We start from the raw sequence: 18,986 nt of genomic DNA, 5'->3' as shown, positions 1-18,986 counted from the left end.
GGCAGGCGATGGATGTTGGCGGAGGTCTGTACGCGTGGCGGAAGCGCAGTGATAAGCTCGTGGAGCGAGATGAGGTCGGCAGTATCTCCGGTGATCGCAGGCGAGGACGCAGTCGGCGTCTTGTCGAACACAACCAGGCGAACAGCGATCCCCGTCCCTGTCCGGCGAAACATCTTCTGTAGCCGGACATCGAGGAGCAGCGACACTTCGTCCTGTTCCTTGGCGAAGGTGGAGGCGTCGAAGCCTTCAGGCATAATAGCGACGATCCTCGCCCGATTAGCAGCGGCCCGAATTGCACCGCGTAGGTGACGCATAGCGGTCTCACCGTCCTTGCCGCGTTCCAGGCTGTGAGCGAACGGCGGGTTCATCAGCACGGCAGACGGAACAGGGCCGCGAAGCAAGTCGGCGATGAGTTCCCCGTCATGCGCAGTGATGGTGGCCGTGGGGAAGACGTGGGCCAGACCGTCTCGTCTTGCCGGATCGATCTCGTTGAGAAGTAGCGAAGCGTTCTGGAGGGAACCCCAGAGAGCAAGGGCACCATTGCCTGCGGACGGTTCGAGGAGCGTATCTCGCGAAGAGACAGCTGCGGCCTTCGCCATAAGCCAGGCCAGCATCGGCGGGGTCGAGAACTGCTGGAGATCAACCTGCGCTTCGCTGCGAACATGCCGCGGCGGCAAGGCTGCTTCGAGCCAGTCGAACCGCGCTTCGGCTTCGTGTACATTCGTCGCCAGATCGATGCGTGAGGAGTCTCGAAGCCAGAGCAGCGCGCCGATCTCGACCGCGCTGTTGTAATCGTCGATCGTCCAGGCACCTCCCCAGTCCAGAACACCGGTCTCTTCGGCGAACAGCCCGGAAATGTCGGTACGGGTAAGATGACGTCCCGAAGCAAGAAGCGCGGCAACTCGGGTGCCGATGGCATAGGCCAAGGGCATGGACGGCAACTGCTCGCCAGCGGGAAACAGGTCTGATTGAAACATGGCAATTCGTCCTCCTGATGAAGGCATCGGGACACGCCCTCTGCCGGATCAGGAATTCGAGAAGCTCTCTCTCCTCTACCGCGCCGCTTTGCGGCGCAGCCATGCTGTAAGTTCATCGTTCCAGTCGGTGTCGCGTGAGGATGGTTTCCGAACGTGGATCGTCCGCCCATCGCGGGCATAAGCGGCCAGGCCACGCGACGCTGCCAGCTCGCCACCAGCATCGTGATCGACGAAGAGGTGAAGCTCGGTCACGCTCTCAGGCACGCTGACGAGACCGAAGCGCTCATTGCCCAGGGTCGCCCAGACGGGAATGCCGGTGAGAGCATAGGCCGACATCGCGCTCTCGACCCCCTCGGCAAGGCCAAGCTTGCCGGAAACTGGAGCGAAGAGACGAACAGCAGCTTCACTGAGCGCGCCGAGCGCGCGTTTCGGCTTTTCGAAAGCGGCCTTGCCTGAAGCCTCGGTAGACAGGAACGTGCGGTGGATGGCGATCGGGCCCTCGTCGAGGCTGACTGCCGCGATCATGGCGGGCAGAAAGCGGGCCCGTCCTTTCGGGCCAAGCGGCGTTCGTGGATGGAAGCGGAGCGCCGGAGATGCGGCGAGGATGCCGCGGCTTTCAAGATATGCCTTTGCCGGACTGGCACGCAGTGGCTGTGCATCGCGCCAGATCCTCAGCGCTACCGCCGAAGGTTTGCGGGTGCTGGTCGATTCGGGTTCGTTGGTGGTCGCAGAACCTGAAAAAAGCGCCGGTGCCTCGAAACCTTCACGCGCCAGAGCAGCCAGCACGTTCTGTTGATCGCATCCCGCGAAACAGTGGAAGAGGATGGCCTGTCGGCCGAGCGACACACCGAGTGACGGCGTGCGGTCATCATGCGCGGGGCAACAGGCCATGCCCTTTGTGCCGGACCATTTGCCCCCTCGCGATTCGCAAATGAGACGGGCGGTCTCGGCAAGCGACCGGTTGGAATGAGTTTGGACAGACAGGGACATGCGAGCTCCTCAGCATGCAAAGTGGCCCCCTCATCAGCGTTCCTCTCCTCTCCCAAAGGCAGGCATTCGCGGCTTTCCTACAGGCGCATGTTCTTTTTATGTTCTCTTTCGATTCGAATCAATGGAGCACAAGTCGAGATGAACTGCCTCAATTGTCTGACCGCGCTAGTGGTCGCCTGTCTGGGGATGATCGCGACCTCCTCACAGCAAGTACGCGCCCAGGATTTCACCTTGTTCGAGCACTCGATCGTTCCGCCGAAGACGGACCAGCAGCCGGCAAGAGAATATCTTCCTGCAATCTACCAGGCCGAGCCAGCAAACGTATCCTACCGGGAAGGCTTGTATATGGCGGCGATACCGCCGCGAGAAACAGGCACCGTTGCTCAAACGGGCGGGCGAGCTGTTCACAATCATAACCGGCGGCTCGTTTGCTGGCCTTCAGGTGGCATTTGACGAACAGGACACGGCGCACCTGACCGGCGTGCGTAGCGATGACTCCGTCGTGCCGGTGTCCGGGATGAGCACCGGAACAGCCGATCAACTCTATCTGGCGCTGCGCGTTGCGGCCATAGAGGAATATCTGGAACGTGCCGACGCGCTTCCTTTCGTCGCGGACGATCTGTTCATTAATTTTGATGATGAGCGCGCTGCAGCGGGATTAAGGCTACTCGTCGAGCTGAGCCGAAAAACGCAGGTCCTGTTTTTCACCCACCACCAGCACCTCGTGGATATCGCAAGGGAGACATGTGGCACAGGCGCCCGTGTGGTGAACCTTATGACCGTAACCTCTTGAGGCGTCTCCATTCTCCATGGGCACTACCGATCCGAGCAACTACAGGCTTTCCGCATATTACCTGAACAGCCGGCGAATCTCGGCGCTGTCGGGAATTTCCATTCCCGTGGATGCTCAGCAAAGCCTCGCGAAAAATTCGGCAGGGCGCGCAGCAGCAATGGGCCATGCCGAGGACATTGCCGACAGACTTCTCCGTTCTGGTCGCATCCCCGATCTGACGCGCCTTGCAAACAATGGGCTACCTGAGGCGGAACCAGTTTATGCGAGACTTTGGGAAGTTTTCACGTTCAAGGGTGTTTCAAAGAATCTGCACGCAAACGCGGCCGGGAAATCTGCCCCACCCGCTTCCTTTCGGGGAGGTGTCACATTGAACGGCGAAGAGATCGAAATCGCGGGCATCCTTTCGAACGAACATCTTTACTCGGACACATCAGCCACCATCCTGAGCGGTAAACGCAGGATGCTTCTTTGCGCCCGCTTTGAACGGCGAGAGAACTGCATTGAAGCCCATCCGATCATCATAGGCGATCTCGTTGATGCCAATGATTCCATGCTCGGCCAGTCACTAAAAAGCTTGGTGCGAATTTACCCCGAACATATTGACGCGTTCGCCGCCATTAGGGGCCAAGCGCGCGCCAATGCAGCGGCCGTTAAAGCGCTAAAGGAAATGTCAGAGGAAGAGGTCAAGAAGGCGATCGCGGCCATTGTCGGCGAGCCATTCATTCCGAAAGACTGGGGTGGTGAAAAGTCCGATCTGCAAACCAACCAACTAAGTGTGAGAGGCAGACCTTGTTCCGCAGCCTTCATCTTCAAAGGGCCGGCGGTCAGAGGTGAACTCCATCCTGGGAAAATGGGAAAGAATGGCGATCAACTCGTTCGTGCATTTGACGAACCAGTCGAGGTCGTCATCGTCCAGCACTGTGACAAGATTGCCAATAGCGTTGTCCGTCTCGCGGAGGCGCTAGCCTATGATCCGCACCAACCGCGTCACTACTGTATACTCGATGGAGCAGACACAGCACGCCTTTTGAGAGCGTACGGCTATTTAGGCGGCTGAGATACAGTTTTGGATCAGGAAAGATGGATTGCGAAATAATGCCATCACGAAGTAAGACCTTCACAAGTCGTCACGCTGCGAAAGACCGCTTTATCGGCGAATAGTGACGTCGCAAGATGGTGAGAAAACGGCAGCTATAGCCTCGCCTCTCCGAAAACCTGCCTGTCTCCAAGCGACCCAATTCCTGCCATCCGAGTCCTGCCTTTGCGGAGGACTCGAACCCCTTGTAGCGAGAAACGTCGAGGGTATCGGTGAGGGTATCGTCTGGACAATCCAAGAAAAAACCGCAGAGTTCTGCGGAAAAATAGCTTATTTCGAGTCCTCTTCTGGGCACCATTTGTTCTTCTCACGTTCTCCCAAATAATCTATAAAACCCGCAGAAATCCTAGGGATTTGGCCCTTGGATCGTTCCGGATCGTCCCGCCTGTTCTCGGGGGTTCCAGACACTTTTGTGGGCCTTTTGAGGCCGTTTCGCAAAGGCCCAGATGAAAAGGCCCCCACATGCCTCTGACAGATACTCGCCTCCGCGCACTCAAGCCCAAGGATAAGCCGTACAAGGTAACCGATGAGCGCGGCCTATATGTTGAGGTCACGCCGACCGGCGGCAAACTTTGGCGATTCAGATACCGGATCGGCGGCGCTCAAAAGAAGCTCTGCATCGGCAGCTATCCCGACATCAGCCTCAAGCAGGCGCGAGACGCGGCCTACGAGGCGCGACGAGCTGTTGCTTCAGGGGGCGACCCGGCTTTTGAGAAGCGGAAGCGGAAAATCCGCGCGGAGTTCCTTTCTGCACAGACGTTCGAGGCCGTCGCACGTGAGTATATTGAACAGATGATGGTCCAGAATGGTCGCGCCGATGGCACGATCGTCAAGGCCAACTATTTCCTCGACAAGCTTGCACCTGCCATCGGGAACCGACCCATCAACGAGATCGAACCGTTCGAAGTCCTGGCTCCTCTCAAGCGAATGGAAGCCACTGGCAAGCACGAGACTGCGAAGAAATGCCGGTCGTTCGCAGGCAGGGTGTTTCGCTATGGTGTTGCAACGACCCGTTGCAAATCCGATCCGACCAGTATGCTGAAGGGTGCTCTCGTAACGCCTAGAGCCAAGCACTACGCAGCAATCCTCGAGCCCACCGAGCTAGGCGGGCTGCTGCGCGCAATCGACGACTTCACTGGCTACATGGTGACGAAGTTAGCTTTGCAGATCGCGCCGCATGTGTTTGTGCGCCCCGGCGAACTCCGGCACGCCGAATGGCATGAGATCGACCTCGTCGATGGAGTCTGGAAGATCCCTGCCGGCAAAATGAAAGCACGCCGAGCGCATGCCGTCCCGCTTTCCAAGCAGGTTAGAGGCTATCTCACTGACCTGGCCGAGATGCTCGGCCGCGAAGGATATGTTTTCCCATCTGCGCGCAGCTCCAAGCGTCCGATGAGTGAAAACACGCTCAATGCCGCATTCCGTCGCATGGGATAGCCGAGGCTGAACGCCGTTACGGGCTTCCGACCAACCTGCTTCGTGCTCTTATCTGGGCTGAGTCCCGCTTCAATCCGATGGCTGTTAGTCCAGCCGGTGCTGCCGGGCTGGCTCAGCTTATGCCGGCCACGGCGAGAGAACTGGGCGTCCGGAACCGTCATGACCCTCTTGCATCGATCGACGGTGGCGCCAGGTAGATGCCACGCACAACATTGCTGTCGCCATGTGCCAGGGCACGCTCGATTGCATCCGGATTCCAAAGTCCCGACTCGTTCAGGAATGTCGATGCTGTCGCACGGAGTCCGTGCGCGGTGACTTCTTCTTTCGAGTACCTGTCTTTTTCTTCGCCTTTTGCGTATGAGTAGCAGGAGGGGGAAGGGTCATGCATCTACTATCGAGTGTCCGCATCCAGAATTACCGTTCAATCCGCGATCACGAGTTTCCATTGTCGGAATTCACTGCCTTGGTTGGCTACAATAACGCAGGAAAGACAAGCATTCTCGAAGCGGTGAACTGGCTTGCGAAGAAATCCAGCCTCGATCCAACTTGTTTTGGAAACACTACCGAGCCGATCATAGTCACAGGGATGGTGTCTGGCATCGATGAAGGAGTGCTTGATGCGTTGGGCGCAACACATCGCCCGAAGATCGAGCCCCTTGTTGCCGACGGAAAGATCGTCATTCGCCGAACTCAGACTGAGCCGGGAGCTAAGGCAGCCGACATCAAGCTCACTATTCGCAAGACTGATGAAGACGGCAATGAGATGTGGAGTAATCCTGCCGGAATAGACGCGGCAATCGGCCACCTCTTTCCTGAGCCGATCCTGATCGGTGCGATGGAAAACGCTACTGAAGATGTTGGGAAGTTTGCCGCCGGAACAACTATTGGGAAATTGATCAAGGAGATCATGGGACCAATAACAGAGGCGCATTCTGCTTCTGTTGCCGAGGCATTGGGAGAGCTGACGAGCAAACTCTCGGCCAATGGCGAAGACAAGGATGAGATCCTCGTTGGATTGGATGGACGCATCCAAGCTGAGCTTGTGAATTTCTTCCCGGGCGTTACCGCAAAGACTCATATTCCGACCCCGGGGATCGATGATTTCTTTAAGGGCGCCACAATTAAGATTTTTGAGAAAGGCTTCGAACACGCAGATGGTAGGGATGCGGGGTCGTTTGGGCATGGTGCACAACGTTCCGTCCAAATCGCGTTGATCACTTGCTTGGCGAAGATCAAACGAGAGGCCGCGGCCGCCGTAGGACGCACCACGCTGCTCTTGATCGATGAACCAGAACTCTATCTACATCCACAAGCCATAGAAACTGTAAGAGCATCCTTGGTGAGGCTGTCGCAAGAAGGATATCAGGTCCTTTTCTCCACTCATTCCCCATTGATGATCTCACGCACTGCCGCTGCGAAGGCATTACTTATTCGCAGGAATGAGGCCGATGGTACGCACGCATTCCCCAAGGTAGAAGATGCGGTAGCAAACGCTATCGCCAGCGCGGCGCATCAATCGGAAGTTCTCTTTGCGCTAACAAACTCTTCCAAATTCCTGTTCTCTGAAAAGGTTCTGTTGGCTGAGGGCAAGACTGAACACGTACTTCTTCCGGAGATCTTCGCACTTGAAAACGGCGCCACCTTTGAGGAACGAAAGGCCGCGCTGATAGCACTTCAAGGAACCGGAGACTTTCCGAACGCTATGCGAGTTCTCAGAGCGATGGGGATTCCTGTCCGCGCAGTTGTCGACCTCGATTTCGCTTTCAAGGTAGCCCCCGGGGCAGGTCTGATTCCAGCCGCTCATGATGGAATTGTCGGCTGTAAGGAAATATTCGAATCGATGGCGGAAGCCGGTCAGATCACACTGGGCCAAGACGGCCTACCAAGAAGCGGGAATGGCGTCAGCGCTGCCGCAGCATATGCAATGATGGCGGAACGGGTAGAAGCCGCTGCGCATATTCAAACAATCCACGATGAACTACTCGAGAACGACATCTGGTGTTGGACAAAAGGCGCGATCGAAACCCACTTAAATCTTGCTTCAAAGTCAGCCGGCGAGCACTGCGCTTTCCTCGATCAATTTGGAAATGCCGATTTTCGCGAAGCTCTCGTCAACTACGGGCCTGTACGAGAAATGGTACTTTGGGCCGCGAACTAGGATAACCCTCCAGAACCGCCCAAATGTCTCCCCGAGACGAGGAGGTAACAGCTACGCCTTTGCAGAAAGAGCGGCCAGCGACCGGGACGCCCAACCCGAGCTTGGCAAAGTTCGAATCTCATGTCTGTGGATCTGGAAGTTAGGACAAGCACCATCCAGTCTAAGATTGGGGCGCGCAACCGTCATGCCGAGCCTCTTGCATATGAGGTGCTACAGCTGACGATAAAAGGTTGGTCGGACTGAAAGTATGCAAAAAATTTGCTCGGGCGGTTCCGCAATGCGCAATTGACCCAGACTTGGGTCATAGTAGATCGATGCATGACCGGAGGCGGCCTTGTCACAACAGAGTACGGTCAATTCAAAAGAGAAGGGAGGATCGTCGGATCCGCCTCCGCTCAGTCATTATTCGAGAACCGAGCGCGCGACACGTGAGATTCGTGAGTGTCTTGCTCTAAGCGGTACGACGTTGATTGAGAAATTCACAGAATGTAATCACAACGCTCCAGGCTACCGAACGAGCGAGGCACTTGTTTTCTTTGTGCGCCGATCCGTTCGGCATGGCGATGACCGCGAGATAGAACTGTTATTCGATACCTTCAAAACCCGTTGTCTAAGGGCGGTGGCTGGTAAGGCGAAAGGCTTCAGCGAGGAAGATCGGCTGGATATCCTCAGTGCTGTTCTCGAAAAGGTCACGCAGCATCTGTTCGCAGACGGGAAGGCAGCAGACTACGCGGAGTCCCGCTTCGGAGACTACATTCAACGCCGCGTCCTGACTGCCATTACTGATTTCAAGCGCGACCAGCAGAAGGATGCACTGCTCGACGATTTTGCGGAAGATAGCGAAGAATTCGCCGAAGCGGTTCGTGCAAAGAAGGGCCAGGCAAGGCTCTCGCCCGAAGACCTTATGCTGATGCACGATGCCTTGGCTTCGCTGCCGTCGCACCTCCGCGAAGCTTACATCCTGCGACACTACGCAGGCTGGCGCGTCGGCGACGAGCGAAAGCCGGAAGGCGCCGAGACCGAGATGACTCTGATGGAGTACTACGACATCGGTCGGCGCGCGATGCACAAGCGGCTCGCGAAGGCGCAAGAACTTCTCGACCAATATTGTAGGAAGGACCCCGCATGACCGACGCAACTCCTCTACCGCTGGATGAGGTGCTGGACATGCTGCTCGACGAATTTGAAACGCCGAGCGGTGAGGCCATCGCCGCATTCTCGAAACAGTACCCGCATTACAGGGCCGATTTCCTGCGGTTTGCCGCCGCATGGGCCGAAGAAGAGGCGCTTCTCCCGTCACCTCCGCTCAGCCAGGAAAGCGAGGAACGGCTCGATGCACGGGCGCAAAGTGCCCTGCAAAACGCGCTCTTCGCGCGCTCCCAGAAGAACGCCGGAAGGACAGGCGAGGCGACCAAGCGCAACAAGAGTGCGGGAAGAGCGGACCTGGCGCACTTGGCTCGCTCGGCTGGCCGATCGTTGCATGATGTGGCGCGCGAGACGAGGATTCCATTGTCCTTCATGTCGCAGCTCAACGCGAAGCACTTCATTCCCGACACGATTCCCGGTCACATCGCGGGTAGATTGGCAAGGTCGCTCAAGGTCGGAGTCGATCAAATTCGGGCGGCCTGGACCGGGCCACCGATCATGAAGCGAGCCATGTCGTACATGGCGAAAGACAAGCCTGAGAGCGGACCGCAGCGCGATTTTGTCGCTGCGGTCCGCCAAAGCAATCTGTCGGACGAAGACAAAGACGCCCTGTTGACGGAGAACTGAGTGGAACTGTTTGCCGCCGCCCGCGCTCTGGCGCTGGAAAAGCGCCAGGCCGCGGTTGAAGACTGCGACGAAATTGGCAGCACCGCGCAGCTATTGGAGGCCGCCGCCCGCGGTGCGAAGCTGAACCTGTGCGCGGTGGATAAAGACGACGGCTGCCTGAGAGGAGCCGAAGCGGTTCTTGATCGCGACCTCGATACGATTTTCTACAAGTCCAGCACGCCGCTTCCGCACGCCCATTTCCAGATCGCGCATGAACTGGGGCATTTTTGGCTCGATGGCGAAGCGTCCGATTGCGATGCTTCGTCATTCAATCATGCGGCCGGCGACTTGGCCAATCTCGGTGCTGCGCGGGTGGACAGCTACAGCCCGAAGGAACGCCGCGAAGCCCAGGCGAATGTGTTCGCGCGCGAGATGCTTCTCCCAGCGGAGATCGCCGCCAACAGTTTCGTCGAGCAGGACCGGTCTCCCAACGAACTGGCCGTTGCCCTTGAGGTGCCGCTCGCTCTGGTTTTCGCACAGCTCATACGCGGCACGCTTTTACCAAGCCCTGAGCCTTCAATCGAAACTCGAGATGATCGGCCGCAACCTTCCCTCGACGACTCGCAAAAAGAAGCTGCCGAGGTTCCTGAAGGTCCGCTTCTGCTCGAAGCCGGACCGGGCACCGGCAAGACCCGCACGCTGGTGGCGCGTGTGGAGCATCTGCTCGCAAAGGGCGTGGCCGCCAGTAACATGCTGGTCCTCACCTATTCCAACAAGGCTGCCGAAGAACTGCGAGAGCGAGTGCAGCGGGTCGCGACGGAAGCCGCGACGCAAATGTGGTCAGGAACGTTCCACGCCTTTGGACTGGAACTTCTGCGCAAATACGGTCACCTGATCGGCTTGCCTGCCGCCCCCAAGCTGGCCGATCTCAACGAGTCCATTGCCCTGCTGGAGACGCTGCTGCCCGAGCTTCCTCTCGATCACTATCTCGTCCTGCATCAGCCGAGTGAAGGGCTGCTCCATATTCTGAAGGCGATCTCGCGGGCGAAGGATGAGCTGGTCGGTCCGAAGCGGTATCGCGAGATTTGCGAGGCGATGCCTTCCTCAACAGAAGATGACGTGCGCGCGCGTGAGCGGGCGCTTGAGGTCGCCGAGATCTATGCAGCCTATGAACAAGCGCTGCGCGAGACCGGGCGGATCGATTTCGGGGATCTCATCATGCGCTCGGTCGAGCTTCTCGACGCACATCCCGAGATTGCGGCCGAACTAATTGATGAGCGTCCGCATATTCTCGTAGACGAGTTCCAGGACGTCAATCGGGCGAGCTCGGTGCTGCTCGAGCGGATCGCTGGCGATGCAAAGGGTCTGTGGGTGGTAGGGGACTCCCGCCAATCGATCTATCGGTTCCGAGGTGCATCGCCCGACAACATAATCGCATTCCCCATCCAATTCGAAGGCGCGCGGACGCTGGCGCTCGCAGTGAATTACCGCTCGCGCGAGCCGATCGTTAAGGCCTTCGCCGATTTCGGAACTCAGATGTCGGCGTCAGGTTCAACCCAATGCGACTGGTATGCGAACAAGGGCGAGGGCGAACCACTCGCGTTTCACATCGGCAATTCGCTTGAAAGCGAAGCGCTGGGGCTGGCGAAGGCGATGAAGCAAATGCGCAAAGAGGGCTTCGCTTACCGAGATCAAGCCGTCTTGTGCCGCTCGCACACTCAGCTTGCGCGTTATGCCGCCATACTGGAGAGCGAGGGCATACCGGTTCTCTATCTTGGCGACATTTTCGAGCGCGACGAGGTGCGCGATTTGCTCGCTATGTTGTCGCTAGTAGGCGAATTCACCTCGAGCGGCCTCGTACGCCTATCCGAATTCACCGATTACACGTTCGATCTCGAGGATCTGCGCGTTCTGATCGACAGCCAAATTGTCTCGGCGAATTCGGCCTTCGAGGCGCTTGGCGAAGCTGACGGTTCGGCGCTCTCCGAGAGCGGGCGGCAGAGCGTGGAACGCTTGCGCAACGACCTGGGCGGGATCGATCGGCACAAGTCGGCCGCCCGAGCGCTCGAGGAATTTCTGTTCGTTCGAAGCCGCTGGCTCATGCCGCTCCTTGTGGACGGCACCGTTCAGGGTGCGCAAAAGCGGCTGGCCATCTACCAGCTTCTCCAGGCCGCCTACACATTCGCCGCAGCCGAGCCCGGTGCGGGCATTGGCCGGTTTCTCGACTGGGTCAGGCGACTCGAACTGCTCGGCGAAGAGCGGCAGTTGCGCGCGCCGCCCGCAGAAGCTGCGGGAATCGACGCGGTCAGGCTGATGACGGTCCATGCGAGCAAAGGTCTGGAATTTCGGGCCGTCTATCTGCCGGGGCTGGCCAGGGGCCAGTTTCCGGCGAGCCGCCGCTACGATCCATCCCCTCCCCCGCCTGGCCTTGCTGAGCGGACTCCCGACGAGGTGCGGCTCGAAGAGGAGGAATGCCTGTTCTTCGTGGCGCTGTCGCGCGCGCAGGAACGGCTGATCTTGTCGCGCGCGACGCATTATGGAACGGCGCGCGGACCGTCCGATTTCCTCGCGATGATCTCAGGGCGCTTGCCATGCGCACCCGACTCCGCACCGGATTGGATCACCGGGAGCGATGAGAACGAGCTCCCGCAATACACGGCCGGGTGCGAACGCAAGCTCGAGAGCCATCGGGCCGAGGATCTTGACCAATATCTCCTGTGTCCGCGCGCCTATCTTTATCAGCGCGTCCTGGGTCTCAGCGGCGGACGAGAGGATGAAGGCTATGTCCGGTTTCACCGGGCGGCCTATTCCGTCATTCGGGAGCTCGGCACCTTTGCCGAGGAGCCTTCGCCGCTCGCCGCGGCGCGCCAGGCGCTGGCGGAAGGCTGGGAAAAGATCGGGCCCAAGGGTCATCCCTTCGAGGCAATCTATCGACGTCAGGCGGAGCTGGTGATCGAGCGTGCGATCGCGCATTGGCTCAAGGCCGGAAGTCGACCCGAACCGTTCGAACAGCCCGTCGGCGATAGCATGGTCCGGCTTACCCCCGATATGATCGATCGCTCGAAAGGCACTGTCGAACTGATCCGGCTTCGAACCGGCCGTGCTCCGAAGCGGCCGCCCGACAACGACATCTTTGCTCTCTATCATCGCGCGTCCGCCGCGCATGATGGTGGGAGGGTCAGCGTACATTACCTGGGGTGCGACACCAGGCTTGGCGTCCCGATGAGTGAGCGGGTCATCACCAACCGATTGGAGAAATACCGCAAGGCGATCGATGGGGTCGCTGCGGGACACTACCCGCCGCAGCCGGACGACCGCATCTGTCCAAGGTGCCCGCAATATTTCGTCTGTCCAAGCTTGTAGCTGGTTCCGCAATCACGCCTTCCGCCGGACTTACTCGGTGAGCGGAGAAAACCCGGATGGTCCGGAGAATCCGCAAATGGAGGCATTGCCATGAAGACGATTGATATTCTGCTGCAAGGCGAAGGCATCGACGATGTCCAGCTGCTCAGCCTGCCCGAAGGCGCCGATCTCGCCGCGCTGCTCAAGGCAGCAAACAGCTGCCGCATCGAGCCCACTGCCGAGGCTGAACTCCTGGTGTTCATCCAGGACGAGGACAAGCCGGTGAAGGACGGCAAGCTGCCGCGCGCGAAGGGCGGGCAGCCGCTGTGTGTGCACGTCCACCGCTGCCGCAAGATCGCGGTTTCGGTCACCTACAACGGCGTGACGAAGCCGGCCGAGTTCTCGCCCGCGCGCACGGTGGGCGCGGTCAAGACGCATGTCGCGACCAAGCTCTTCGAGCTCAGCAAGCAAGACGCCGCCGAACATGTGCTGCAGCTCACCGGAAGCAAGGACCGGCCGGATGCCGATACGCATATCGGTTCGCTTGCCTCGGACTGCGCGATCGCCTTCGACCTCGTGCCGCTCGTGCGCGTGGAGGGCTAGACGGATGGGCGATCCGCTTGCTGCCCGTCCGGACGAGATCGCGCTGCGGCGCGACCTCGCTGCGGGGCGCTTCCGCCTCGGCGTCGCTACGGGCCGTTGGCGGCTCGAAAGCATCGCCTTCCCCCACGCTGTCGCATCGGTCATCGCCGCCGACGGCATTGCCTATGGCCTCCGCTTCGAGTGCAGCGACTATCCGCGGACTGCAGTCACGGCGAGCCCATGGGACGTCGAGCGCGATCAGCCCCTGGCACCAGCAATGTGGCCCAAGGGCACGAGCCGTATACCACTCGCGTTCAATCCTCAGTGGAAGAACGGAACCTGTCTATATCTGCCCTGCGACCGGGTCTCGATCCAGGGCCATGACCCCTGGCGCACCAAGCACCCGCATTTGCTGTGGGAGCCGTCGAAGGGGATCTGCAAATATCTCGCGATCGTCCACGAACTTCTCAACTCGGGTGAATATGGAGGTCGCCGTGCTGTGGCTGCCTAAGAGCGAGCTTCACTTTCGCGCAGCCGAGTGGGTGCGACTAGTCGACGAACTCCATCAGCGGACGCAGGGCTACCACGAGAGCGGCGCCTTTCTTCTCGGCCGAATCTCGGGGCGTCGGCGCTTGGTCGAGGAGATCGTCTTCTACGACGATCTTGATTCGGCGGCATATGATACCGGCGTTGTGGTTATGCGTGCGGCCAGCTTCGGCCCACTGTGGGATCGTTGCCGCAGCAGCGGCCTGCAAGTTGTCGCCGACGTCCATGTCCATGGCGGCAGCGCGCGCCAGAGCCTGGCCGACAAGCAGAACCCGATGATCGCGCAGAAGCGCCATCTGGCGATGATCCTGCCTAGTATGGCGCGCGCGCCGATCGCGGGCGATCAGATCGGACTCTACGAATATCGCGGGCGGCATCGCTGGAAGAGCCTCGGGCACAACCGTCTGTCCAGTCACCTGATTATCGGACCTTGATCATGCCTTTCATCGACACCGCGAAAATCGGCGACCAGCTGCACCGCCTGGCCAAGCTGACGCTCGATACTGGGGAAGCCACGACTATCGAAGAAGCGATGCAACTACTCGAAAGGTATTCGCTGCATGTGGACGTCGATCCTCGGACGATGGAAAGCGCGGCGGGGCAGGCGGCTCTGGCGACGACGGTCAATGCGGCTCGACGGGCGTTTCTCGGCGGGGTCACCGTCAGCGGTGTGCCCGATGTCGCTTTGCGTGTCCCCCTCTACGGCCAAATCCAACTTAAGGACCTCGTCGAGCAGCTCGGCGGCCGTTGTGTCGACGCAGTGAGGCCGGCGGCAAGCCACATGGCGATCGGTCGGCGGGCCATGGGTTTGCGTGCGACGATGGACGGCTGGGTCGCCGGCTGTTACGCCGAGGGAGCCGATTTCGCGGATAGCCCGGAGGAAGCCTTCGTCCTGACCGGGATTGCGGCCGCCGGCCTAACCGTCGCCGAATGCTTCCAGCAAGTTCGGAAGAGCAATCCTGCCGCTGGGCGACGGCGGATCGCGCTTTCGCTCTGGCGACCCGACCTTCCGGCGGACGATCCCCGTGCACGGGGCGAAAGCCCTTCTGTCCTGCCGTCTTCGGCGTGGCTTATCGGGCTGGGGAATCTCGGACAGGCTTATCTGTGGGCGCTGGGATGGCTACCCTACGCCGATCCCTCCGACTTCTCGTTGACCTTGCAGGATTTCGACAAGCTGGCGGAATCGAACGACAGCACCTCGCTTCTGACCGATCTGTCGATGGTGGGACGCTGTAAGAGCCGGGCGATGGCAGAATGGGCCGAAGCCCGGGGCTTCGCGACGACGATCGTCGAAAGGCGGTTTGACCGCGAGCTAAAGGTCAACGCGGAGGATCCGCCCGTGGCACTGTGCGGGGTGGACAATGCGCTGGCGCGCTCGGCGCTGGAAGATGCCGGATTCGGTCGGGTGTTCGAAGCGGGGCTTGGCAATGGCGTTTCGGATTATCTCGCGCTGCGCCTGCACAGCTTTCCGGGCCCTAAGGCCGCGCGACAGCTGTGGAGCGGCGAGGGGGCAGCGGAACCCGAGTTGCTCGACCGCCCTGCCTATCGTGACCTGGAAGAGCGCGGTGCAGACCGGTGCGGGCTCGTCCAACTGGCCGGCCGAACCGTAGGCGCGCCGTTCGTCGGAGCGTTGGCAGGAGCGCTTGTTGTCGCCGAGCTGGTAAAGCTTGCCAATGGCGGACCCAATACCGCGCTGCTCGACCTGCATCTCCGCAGCCCCGGCCAACTAGCCGCATTTGCACAGACCTCCAATTTTGCGTTCAATCCGGGTGGCCTGCTGATAAGACGGCAAGGCATTCGTTCTTGAATCACATTCAAAGAATATGGGTCGTCCGACGTCTTAAGAAGGTTGATCATTTAGTGGCTTTTTGCCGAACGGCTGCTTTTCGAAATTGCAGGCAATGACCAAAGCGACCTGAATGAGAGCGCAAGGCAGACATCGTCAAAGTAGGTCGGTGAACATTTCCTGATGTGAAAGTCCGATAAATCCCAGGATCAATGCGCCTCGAAAAGCCGCTTCAAACTGGCATAGATAACAAATGTGGAGCGACCAACCTTGACCGTCTCCAGCTCTCCCGCATTGATCAGTTCATACAATGTGGAGCGCCCGATTCCGGTCAGTTCGACCGCTGTCCGAATTCGGACGCAGATTGGCTCCAGCGCTTCGCCGCCGTCGCGTTGCGCGCCACTATTGTGGGGCGGCTTGACCATCAACCACGCTGCGCCCGCACAAATGCACGATCGCTTTTGAGGAAAGCCGTCAGCATGGCGGGAATGAGTTCGGTGGCAGGTTCGGACGTGCCATAGGCCTGCTCATAGAGAGCAGCGTAATCGTTGAGGGCCTGATGAAGGTCCGGACTGACGGAGATCGTCAGCTTGACCGGCGTCCGATCGGGCAATTGCGGAAGTTTGAGATCGGTCATGGTCAGCCCCCCGCCCAAACCCAGGGACGCAACACGATATCCTTGTGAACCACGATCCGCAGCGGCCAGCCCGGCCTGACTCTTATCGTCGGCTGCACATCGAGATTGCGGGTCACCAACCTGTCGCCTGCGCGCGCGCCGCTCTGCTGCGCGCTTTCGCGCAGGGCGCGCACGAGATCGCTTTCGCTGCTGCCGAAGCTGAGCTCGGTTCCGACCCCGAGCAATGTCGAGAGACCGACCCCCTTGAGCAATTGCCAAGTGTGGAGGTCGACTGTGTCGGCAAGCCCGGCATAGCCTTGGGTGTCTGTGGCCGGGACATTGTCGATCCCGATCGAGGTGCCATCGGGCAGAATGACCCGCTGCCACACGACCAGTGCGCGGCGCTGACCGAAAGCGACCACGCTGTCATAGCTGCCGATCAGCCGCGAGCCTTGGGGGATTAGCAAGCTGCGACCGGTCACGCTGTCAAAGGTGTTCTCGGTCACCTGCGCAGTCACAAGGCCGGGCAGATCGGAATCGAGGCCGGTAATCAGGCTCGCCGCGACGACGCTCCCGGCCATAAGCGTATAGGGCGAAACGGGCTCCGCCAGACGGTGCGGGTTGATGTCGCCGCTATCATCGCCCTGTGCAAGAAAGTCGGTCTTGCGCTGCTGACCCGCCGGATCGTTTGTCCGATCGAGCGCAAGCCGCTCGCCGGCATTCCCCTGTGGATCGGGCGAGAGCGGAGCGGCGCTCCCCGCCTCGACTGTGGCTGACGATGGCTGAGCGCCGTTCGCTAGTCCGATCATGACGCTCGATTCACGAGCGGCTCGGCGTTCCGCCACTATGCGTTGCCGCTCGGCCTCGGCGGCCTGTTCTGCCTGATCGACACTGTGCAATTCGGCATCCTCGATCCCGAGCGAACGCTGGTGCTCAAGGATCGGCCCGCCAAGATCGCCGGGCAGCGGCGGACCCAATTGCGGCACATCGCCATAACTCTCAGGTGCACCCGCCAGCGCGTCCGACGCCGGGTTTGTGCTGGTCGCACCCAGCAAATCCTCTTCGCTTGCAACTATGCGGAAGCTGGGCGGCTTGAGCGCGATCCAGGCCGTGCCAGCGATCCCGATGCAGACGAAAGCGGCGATGGCGATGATCGCGCCGCGGCGGAAGCGGACCACACGCCCGGGAGTTCCGCGAAGGACCAGGGCTTCCGGATCGACCTTGGACGGCGATGCGCCTTCCTGCAGCGGTTGCGTTTCATCGCTCATGATCCACTCCCGCGCCACTCGCGCTTTTCGGGCCAAATGGAGGTGATGCGGACCTTGACCTGCTTCTTTCCGCCGAGCCGCAATTCAGCAGCACCGAACAGGCGGTCGACGACATAGAAGCGTCCGGCGACGCGGTAATTGACGAGTTGAGCTTCACCATCCTCGCCGATGACGAAAAGTGGTGGAGCCTCTCCCGTCGCGAGATCCGGCGGGAATTCGATAAAGGTCTGCCGCCCATCGTCGAAGGCTCGGAGCGGTCGCCAGGCCGGCCTGTCGCCGGAAATCTCGTAATGGAAATTGAGGCCCTGAAGATCGAGGCCCGACGCGACCGGACGCGCGGCCTGCGCTTCCTCGCGCTGGCGCTGCAAGGCGATCAGTTCATCCCGCGGATAGGTCCATGACAGTGCTGCCATTGCGCTCGCGTCGGTGCTTTCCATCTGCAAATGGTAGGCTCGCCTGTCGGTGGTGATGACGAGATTGGTGGCCAGCCCTGCCGCGAAGGGCTTTACCAGGACATGGACGCGCTGCGCCGTGCCCGACCCGCTGGTCGTGTCGCCGACGGTCCAGCGGGTGGTATCGCCGGCCGCAACCGAGATGATCTGCTCGCCGGGCTGGAGGGTGATGTCGGTCACGCGTTCGGGCGCAGCATAGAGCCGGTAGATCGCGCCCTCGGCATAGGGATAGACCTGCACGGCATTGCGGTAGCCGCCGGGCGTGGGTTCGCGCAAAGCCGCGCGATTGGCGGCAGCGACAGCTGCCGGCGCCTCGTCACGGGCAGCGGCAGGGCAGGCGAGCGCAATGAGGCTCGCCGCCATTACAAGCGATCGGATCATGGGACATTCCTTTCGGGAGTCTGCGAGATGTCGGGGTCGGCTCCGGAAGATGGAGCGAGCGGCGAGCCGGATGTAACATTCGGAGGCGGGGCGACCGGGCGTAGGGTCGACGCTTCACGCTGGCCCGGCTCGAATTCGCGGCTCCAGTCGATCGCATCGACATAAAGCCCGAGCGGATTTTTCCGCAGCGTCTCGGCATCCCTGGGCGGACGGATGATGACGGTGAGGATCGCGGTCCAGCGCGAGGTCTCGACGAGGCTCCCGCGCCGGTACGTGCTTTCGGTCCATTTGACCTGAAACGAACGGTTCGAGGCGCGGACCACACTCGTCACCTGAACCGAGACGGTCTCCTCGCCGATCCGTGCGAAGGGATCGGCCTCGCGCGCATAATCGCCGAGGAAGGTGGCGCCGCGCGGACTGGCGAAGTCATAGGCTGCGAGCCAGTGCTCGCGCATCAGTACCGGGTCGAGCGAACGCGAACGGATGCCGGCAATGAAGCGCGAGAGGAACCAGGCGATCTGCGGATCACTCGGCGTGTATCCTTCTGCCGCCGGGGCGACGGCTCGCGCTTCGCCAAGCGCATCGATCTCGACCACATAGGGCACGACGCGGCTCTGCAGCGATTGCCAGACCAGCGCGGCGGATAGCCCGGTTGCCAGAAACAGACCGCCAAAGGCCATCAGCCGCCAGTTTCGAGCCTGGACCCGCGCCGATCCGATCCGCTCGTCCCAGAGCTGGCCTGCCCGCTGGTAGGGTGTCTCGGGCTCGGGTGTTCGCCCATAGCGCTGCAATGCGCGCTTGAATCGCATA

At 60.3% G+C, this 18,986-nt stretch carries 18 protein-coding genes and 3 pseudogenes; 13 read left to right on the top strand and 8 right to left on the bottom strand.

All coding sequences use genetic code 11. From position 1 onward, the window contains the following. Together D2V04_RS03480 and D2V04_RS03475 are read right to left on the bottom strand one after the other, a co-directional pair. Positions 1–977 (bottom strand): annotated as a pseudogene (locus D2V04_RS03480) (methylase); the annotation flags it as partial. Positions 978–1,052: 75 nt separating this feature from the next. Beyond that, positions 1,053–1,967 (bottom strand): DUF7146 domain-containing protein, encoded by a 915-nt coding sequence (locus D2V04_RS03475; protein ID WP_119511946.1) that lies wholly within the window; start codon positions 1,965–1,967, stop codon positions 1,053–1,055. 138 nt (positions 1,968–2,105) lie between these two features. Here D2V04_RS03475 and D2V04_RS03470 point away from each other — a divergent pair, with 138 nt between their 5' ends. The 5 genes and pseudogenes from D2V04_RS03470 to D2V04_RS03450 all read left to right on the top strand — a co-directional run. Continuing rightward, positions 2,106–2,420 (top strand): hypothetical protein, encoded by a 315-nt coding sequence (locus D2V04_RS03470; RefSeq protein ID WP_228766232.1) that lies wholly within the window; start codon positions 2,106–2,108, stop codon positions 2,418–2,420. Continuing rightward, positions 2,410–2,760 carry an ATP-binding protein gene (locus D2V04_RS03465; protein WP_228766231.1) on the top strand — a complete coding sequence of 117 codons (351 nt, stop codon included), beginning with the start codon at positions 2,410–2,412 and terminating at the stop codon, positions 2,758–2,760. Before D2V04_RS03470 ends, D2V04_RS03465 begins: the two co-directional genes overlap by 11 nt. A gap of 16 nt (positions 2,761–2,776) precedes the next feature. Beyond that, positions 2,777–3,817: a hypothetical protein gene (locus D2V04_RS03460; RefSeq protein ID WP_147391759.1), complete on the top strand. Its 1,041-nt coding sequence runs from the start codon at positions 2,777–2,779 to the stop codon at positions 3,815–3,817. A 501-nt stretch (positions 3,818–4,318) separates the two neighbouring features. Then, on the top strand, positions 4,319–5,293 hold the full coding sequence (locus D2V04_RS03455; protein WP_228766230.1) for a tyrosine-type recombinase/integrase: 975 nt from the start codon (positions 4,319–4,321) through the stop codon (positions 5,291–5,293). After that, positions 5,290–5,487: pseudogene (locus tag D2V04_RS03450) on the top strand (transglycosylase SLT domain-containing protein); the annotation flags it as partial. The gene D2V04_RS03455 and the pseudogene D2V04_RS03450, both read left to right, overlap by 4 nt. Here D2V04_RS03450 and D2V04_RS18120 read toward each other — a convergent pair. Next, a pseudogene (locus D2V04_RS18120) lies at positions 5,451–5,624 on the bottom strand (tyrosine-type recombinase/integrase); the annotation flags it as partial. The pseudogenes D2V04_RS03450 and D2V04_RS18120 sit on opposite strands and share 37 nt — an antisense overlap. A gap of 51 nt (positions 5,625–5,675) precedes the next feature. Between D2V04_RS18120 and D2V04_RS03440 the strand changes: the two are divergent. The 8 genes from D2V04_RS03440 to D2V04_RS03405 all read left to right on the top strand — a co-directional run bounded on the left by D2V04_RS03440 (position 5,676) and on the right by D2V04_RS03405 (position 15,480). Further along, complete coding sequence (locus tag D2V04_RS03440) at positions 5,676–7,451, top strand: ATP-dependent nuclease (RefSeq protein WP_119511944.1); 1,776 nt, start codon at positions 5,676–5,678, stop codon at positions 7,449–7,451. Between the two features lie 466 nt (positions 7,452–7,917). Then, positions 7,918–8,580, top strand: a complete 663-nt coding sequence (locus tag D2V04_RS03435) for a sigma-70 RNA polymerase sigma factor region 4 domain-containing protein (RefSeq protein WP_147391758.1) — start codon at positions 7,918–7,920, stop codon at positions 8,578–8,580. Beyond that, on the top strand, positions 8,577–9,224 hold the full coding sequence (locus D2V04_RS03430) for a hypothetical protein (RefSeq protein WP_119511942.1): 648 nt from the start codon (positions 8,577–8,579) through the stop codon (positions 9,222–9,224). The genes D2V04_RS03435 and D2V04_RS03430 overlap by 4 nt, the downstream gene beginning before the upstream one ends. After that, a complete protein-coding gene (locus D2V04_RS03425) occupies positions 9,225–12,566 on the top strand; it encodes an ATP-dependent helicase (protein WP_119511941.1) in 3,342 nt (1,113 codons plus the stop codon). A 90-nt stretch (positions 12,567–12,656) separates the two neighbouring features. Further along, the gene (locus tag D2V04_RS03420; RefSeq protein WP_119511940.1) at positions 12,657–13,148 is read left to right on the top strand and encodes a hypothetical protein; all 492 of its coding nucleotides are present in this window, start codon (positions 12,657–12,659) and stop codon (positions 13,146–13,148) included. 4 nt (positions 13,149–13,152) lie between these two features. Further along, positions 13,153–13,638: a DUF7665 family protein gene (locus D2V04_RS03415; RefSeq protein WP_119511939.1), complete on the top strand. Its 486-nt coding sequence runs from the start codon at positions 13,153–13,155 to the stop codon at positions 13,636–13,638. Beyond that, positions 13,610–14,107: a hypothetical protein gene (locus tag D2V04_RS03410; protein WP_119511938.1), complete on the top strand. Its 498-nt coding sequence runs from the start codon at positions 13,610–13,612 to the stop codon at positions 14,105–14,107. Before D2V04_RS03415 ends, D2V04_RS03410 begins: the two co-directional genes overlap by 29 nt. A 2-nt stretch (positions 14,108–14,109) precedes the next feature. Further along, on the top strand, positions 14,110–15,480 hold the full coding sequence (locus tag D2V04_RS03405) for a thiamine biosynthesis protein ThiF (RefSeq protein WP_119511937.1): 1,371 nt from the start codon (positions 14,110–14,112) through the stop codon (positions 15,478–15,480). Between the two features lie 188 nt (positions 15,481–15,668). On the opposite strand, the gene D2V04_RS03400 is transcribed toward D2V04_RS03405, so the two are convergent. From D2V04_RS03400 to trbF, 5 genes are read right to left on the bottom strand one after another with little or no spacing between them, the layout of a single operon-like run. Continuing rightward, positions 15,669–15,884 carry a helix-turn-helix domain-containing protein gene (locus D2V04_RS03400; RefSeq protein WP_119511936.1) on the bottom strand — a complete coding sequence of 72 codons (216 nt, stop codon included), beginning with the start codon at positions 15,882–15,884 and terminating at the stop codon, positions 15,669–15,671. Beyond that, positions 15,884–16,096, bottom strand: a complete 213-nt coding sequence (locus tag D2V04_RS03395) for a DUF2274 domain-containing protein (RefSeq protein WP_119511955.1) — start codon at positions 16,094–16,096, stop codon at positions 15,884–15,886. The genes D2V04_RS03400 and D2V04_RS03395 overlap by 1 nt, the downstream gene beginning before the upstream one ends. Before the next feature lie 2 nt (positions 16,097–16,098). Further along, positions 16,099–17,343 (bottom strand): TrbI/VirB10 family protein, encoded by a 1,245-nt coding sequence (locus D2V04_RS03390; protein WP_119511935.1) that lies wholly within the window; start codon positions 17,341–17,343, stop codon positions 16,099–16,101. After that, complete coding sequence (gene trbG / locus D2V04_RS03385) at positions 17,340–18,176, bottom strand: P-type conjugative transfer protein TrbG (protein ID WP_119511934.1); 837 nt, start codon at positions 18,174–18,176, stop codon at positions 17,340–17,342. The genes D2V04_RS03390 and trbG overlap by 4 nt, the downstream gene beginning before the upstream one ends. After that, the gene (gene trbF, locus D2V04_RS03380) at positions 18,173–18,985 is read right to left on the bottom strand and encodes a conjugal transfer protein TrbF (RefSeq protein ID WP_119511933.1); all 813 of its coding nucleotides are present in this window, start codon (positions 18,983–18,985) and stop codon (positions 18,173–18,175) included. Before trbF ends, trbG begins: the two co-directional genes overlap by 4 nt. Between the last annotated feature and the right edge of the window lies 1 nt (position 18,986).

It is taken from the genome of Pelagerythrobacter aerophilus, assembly GCF_003581645.1.
GTDB lineage: Bacteria > Pseudomonadota > Alphaproteobacteria > Sphingomonadales > Sphingomonadaceae > Pelagerythrobacter > Pelagerythrobacter aerophilus.
The sequence above is the reverse complement of the archived record's forward strand: the minus strand, read 5'-3'. Positions and strand labels throughout refer to the sequence as shown.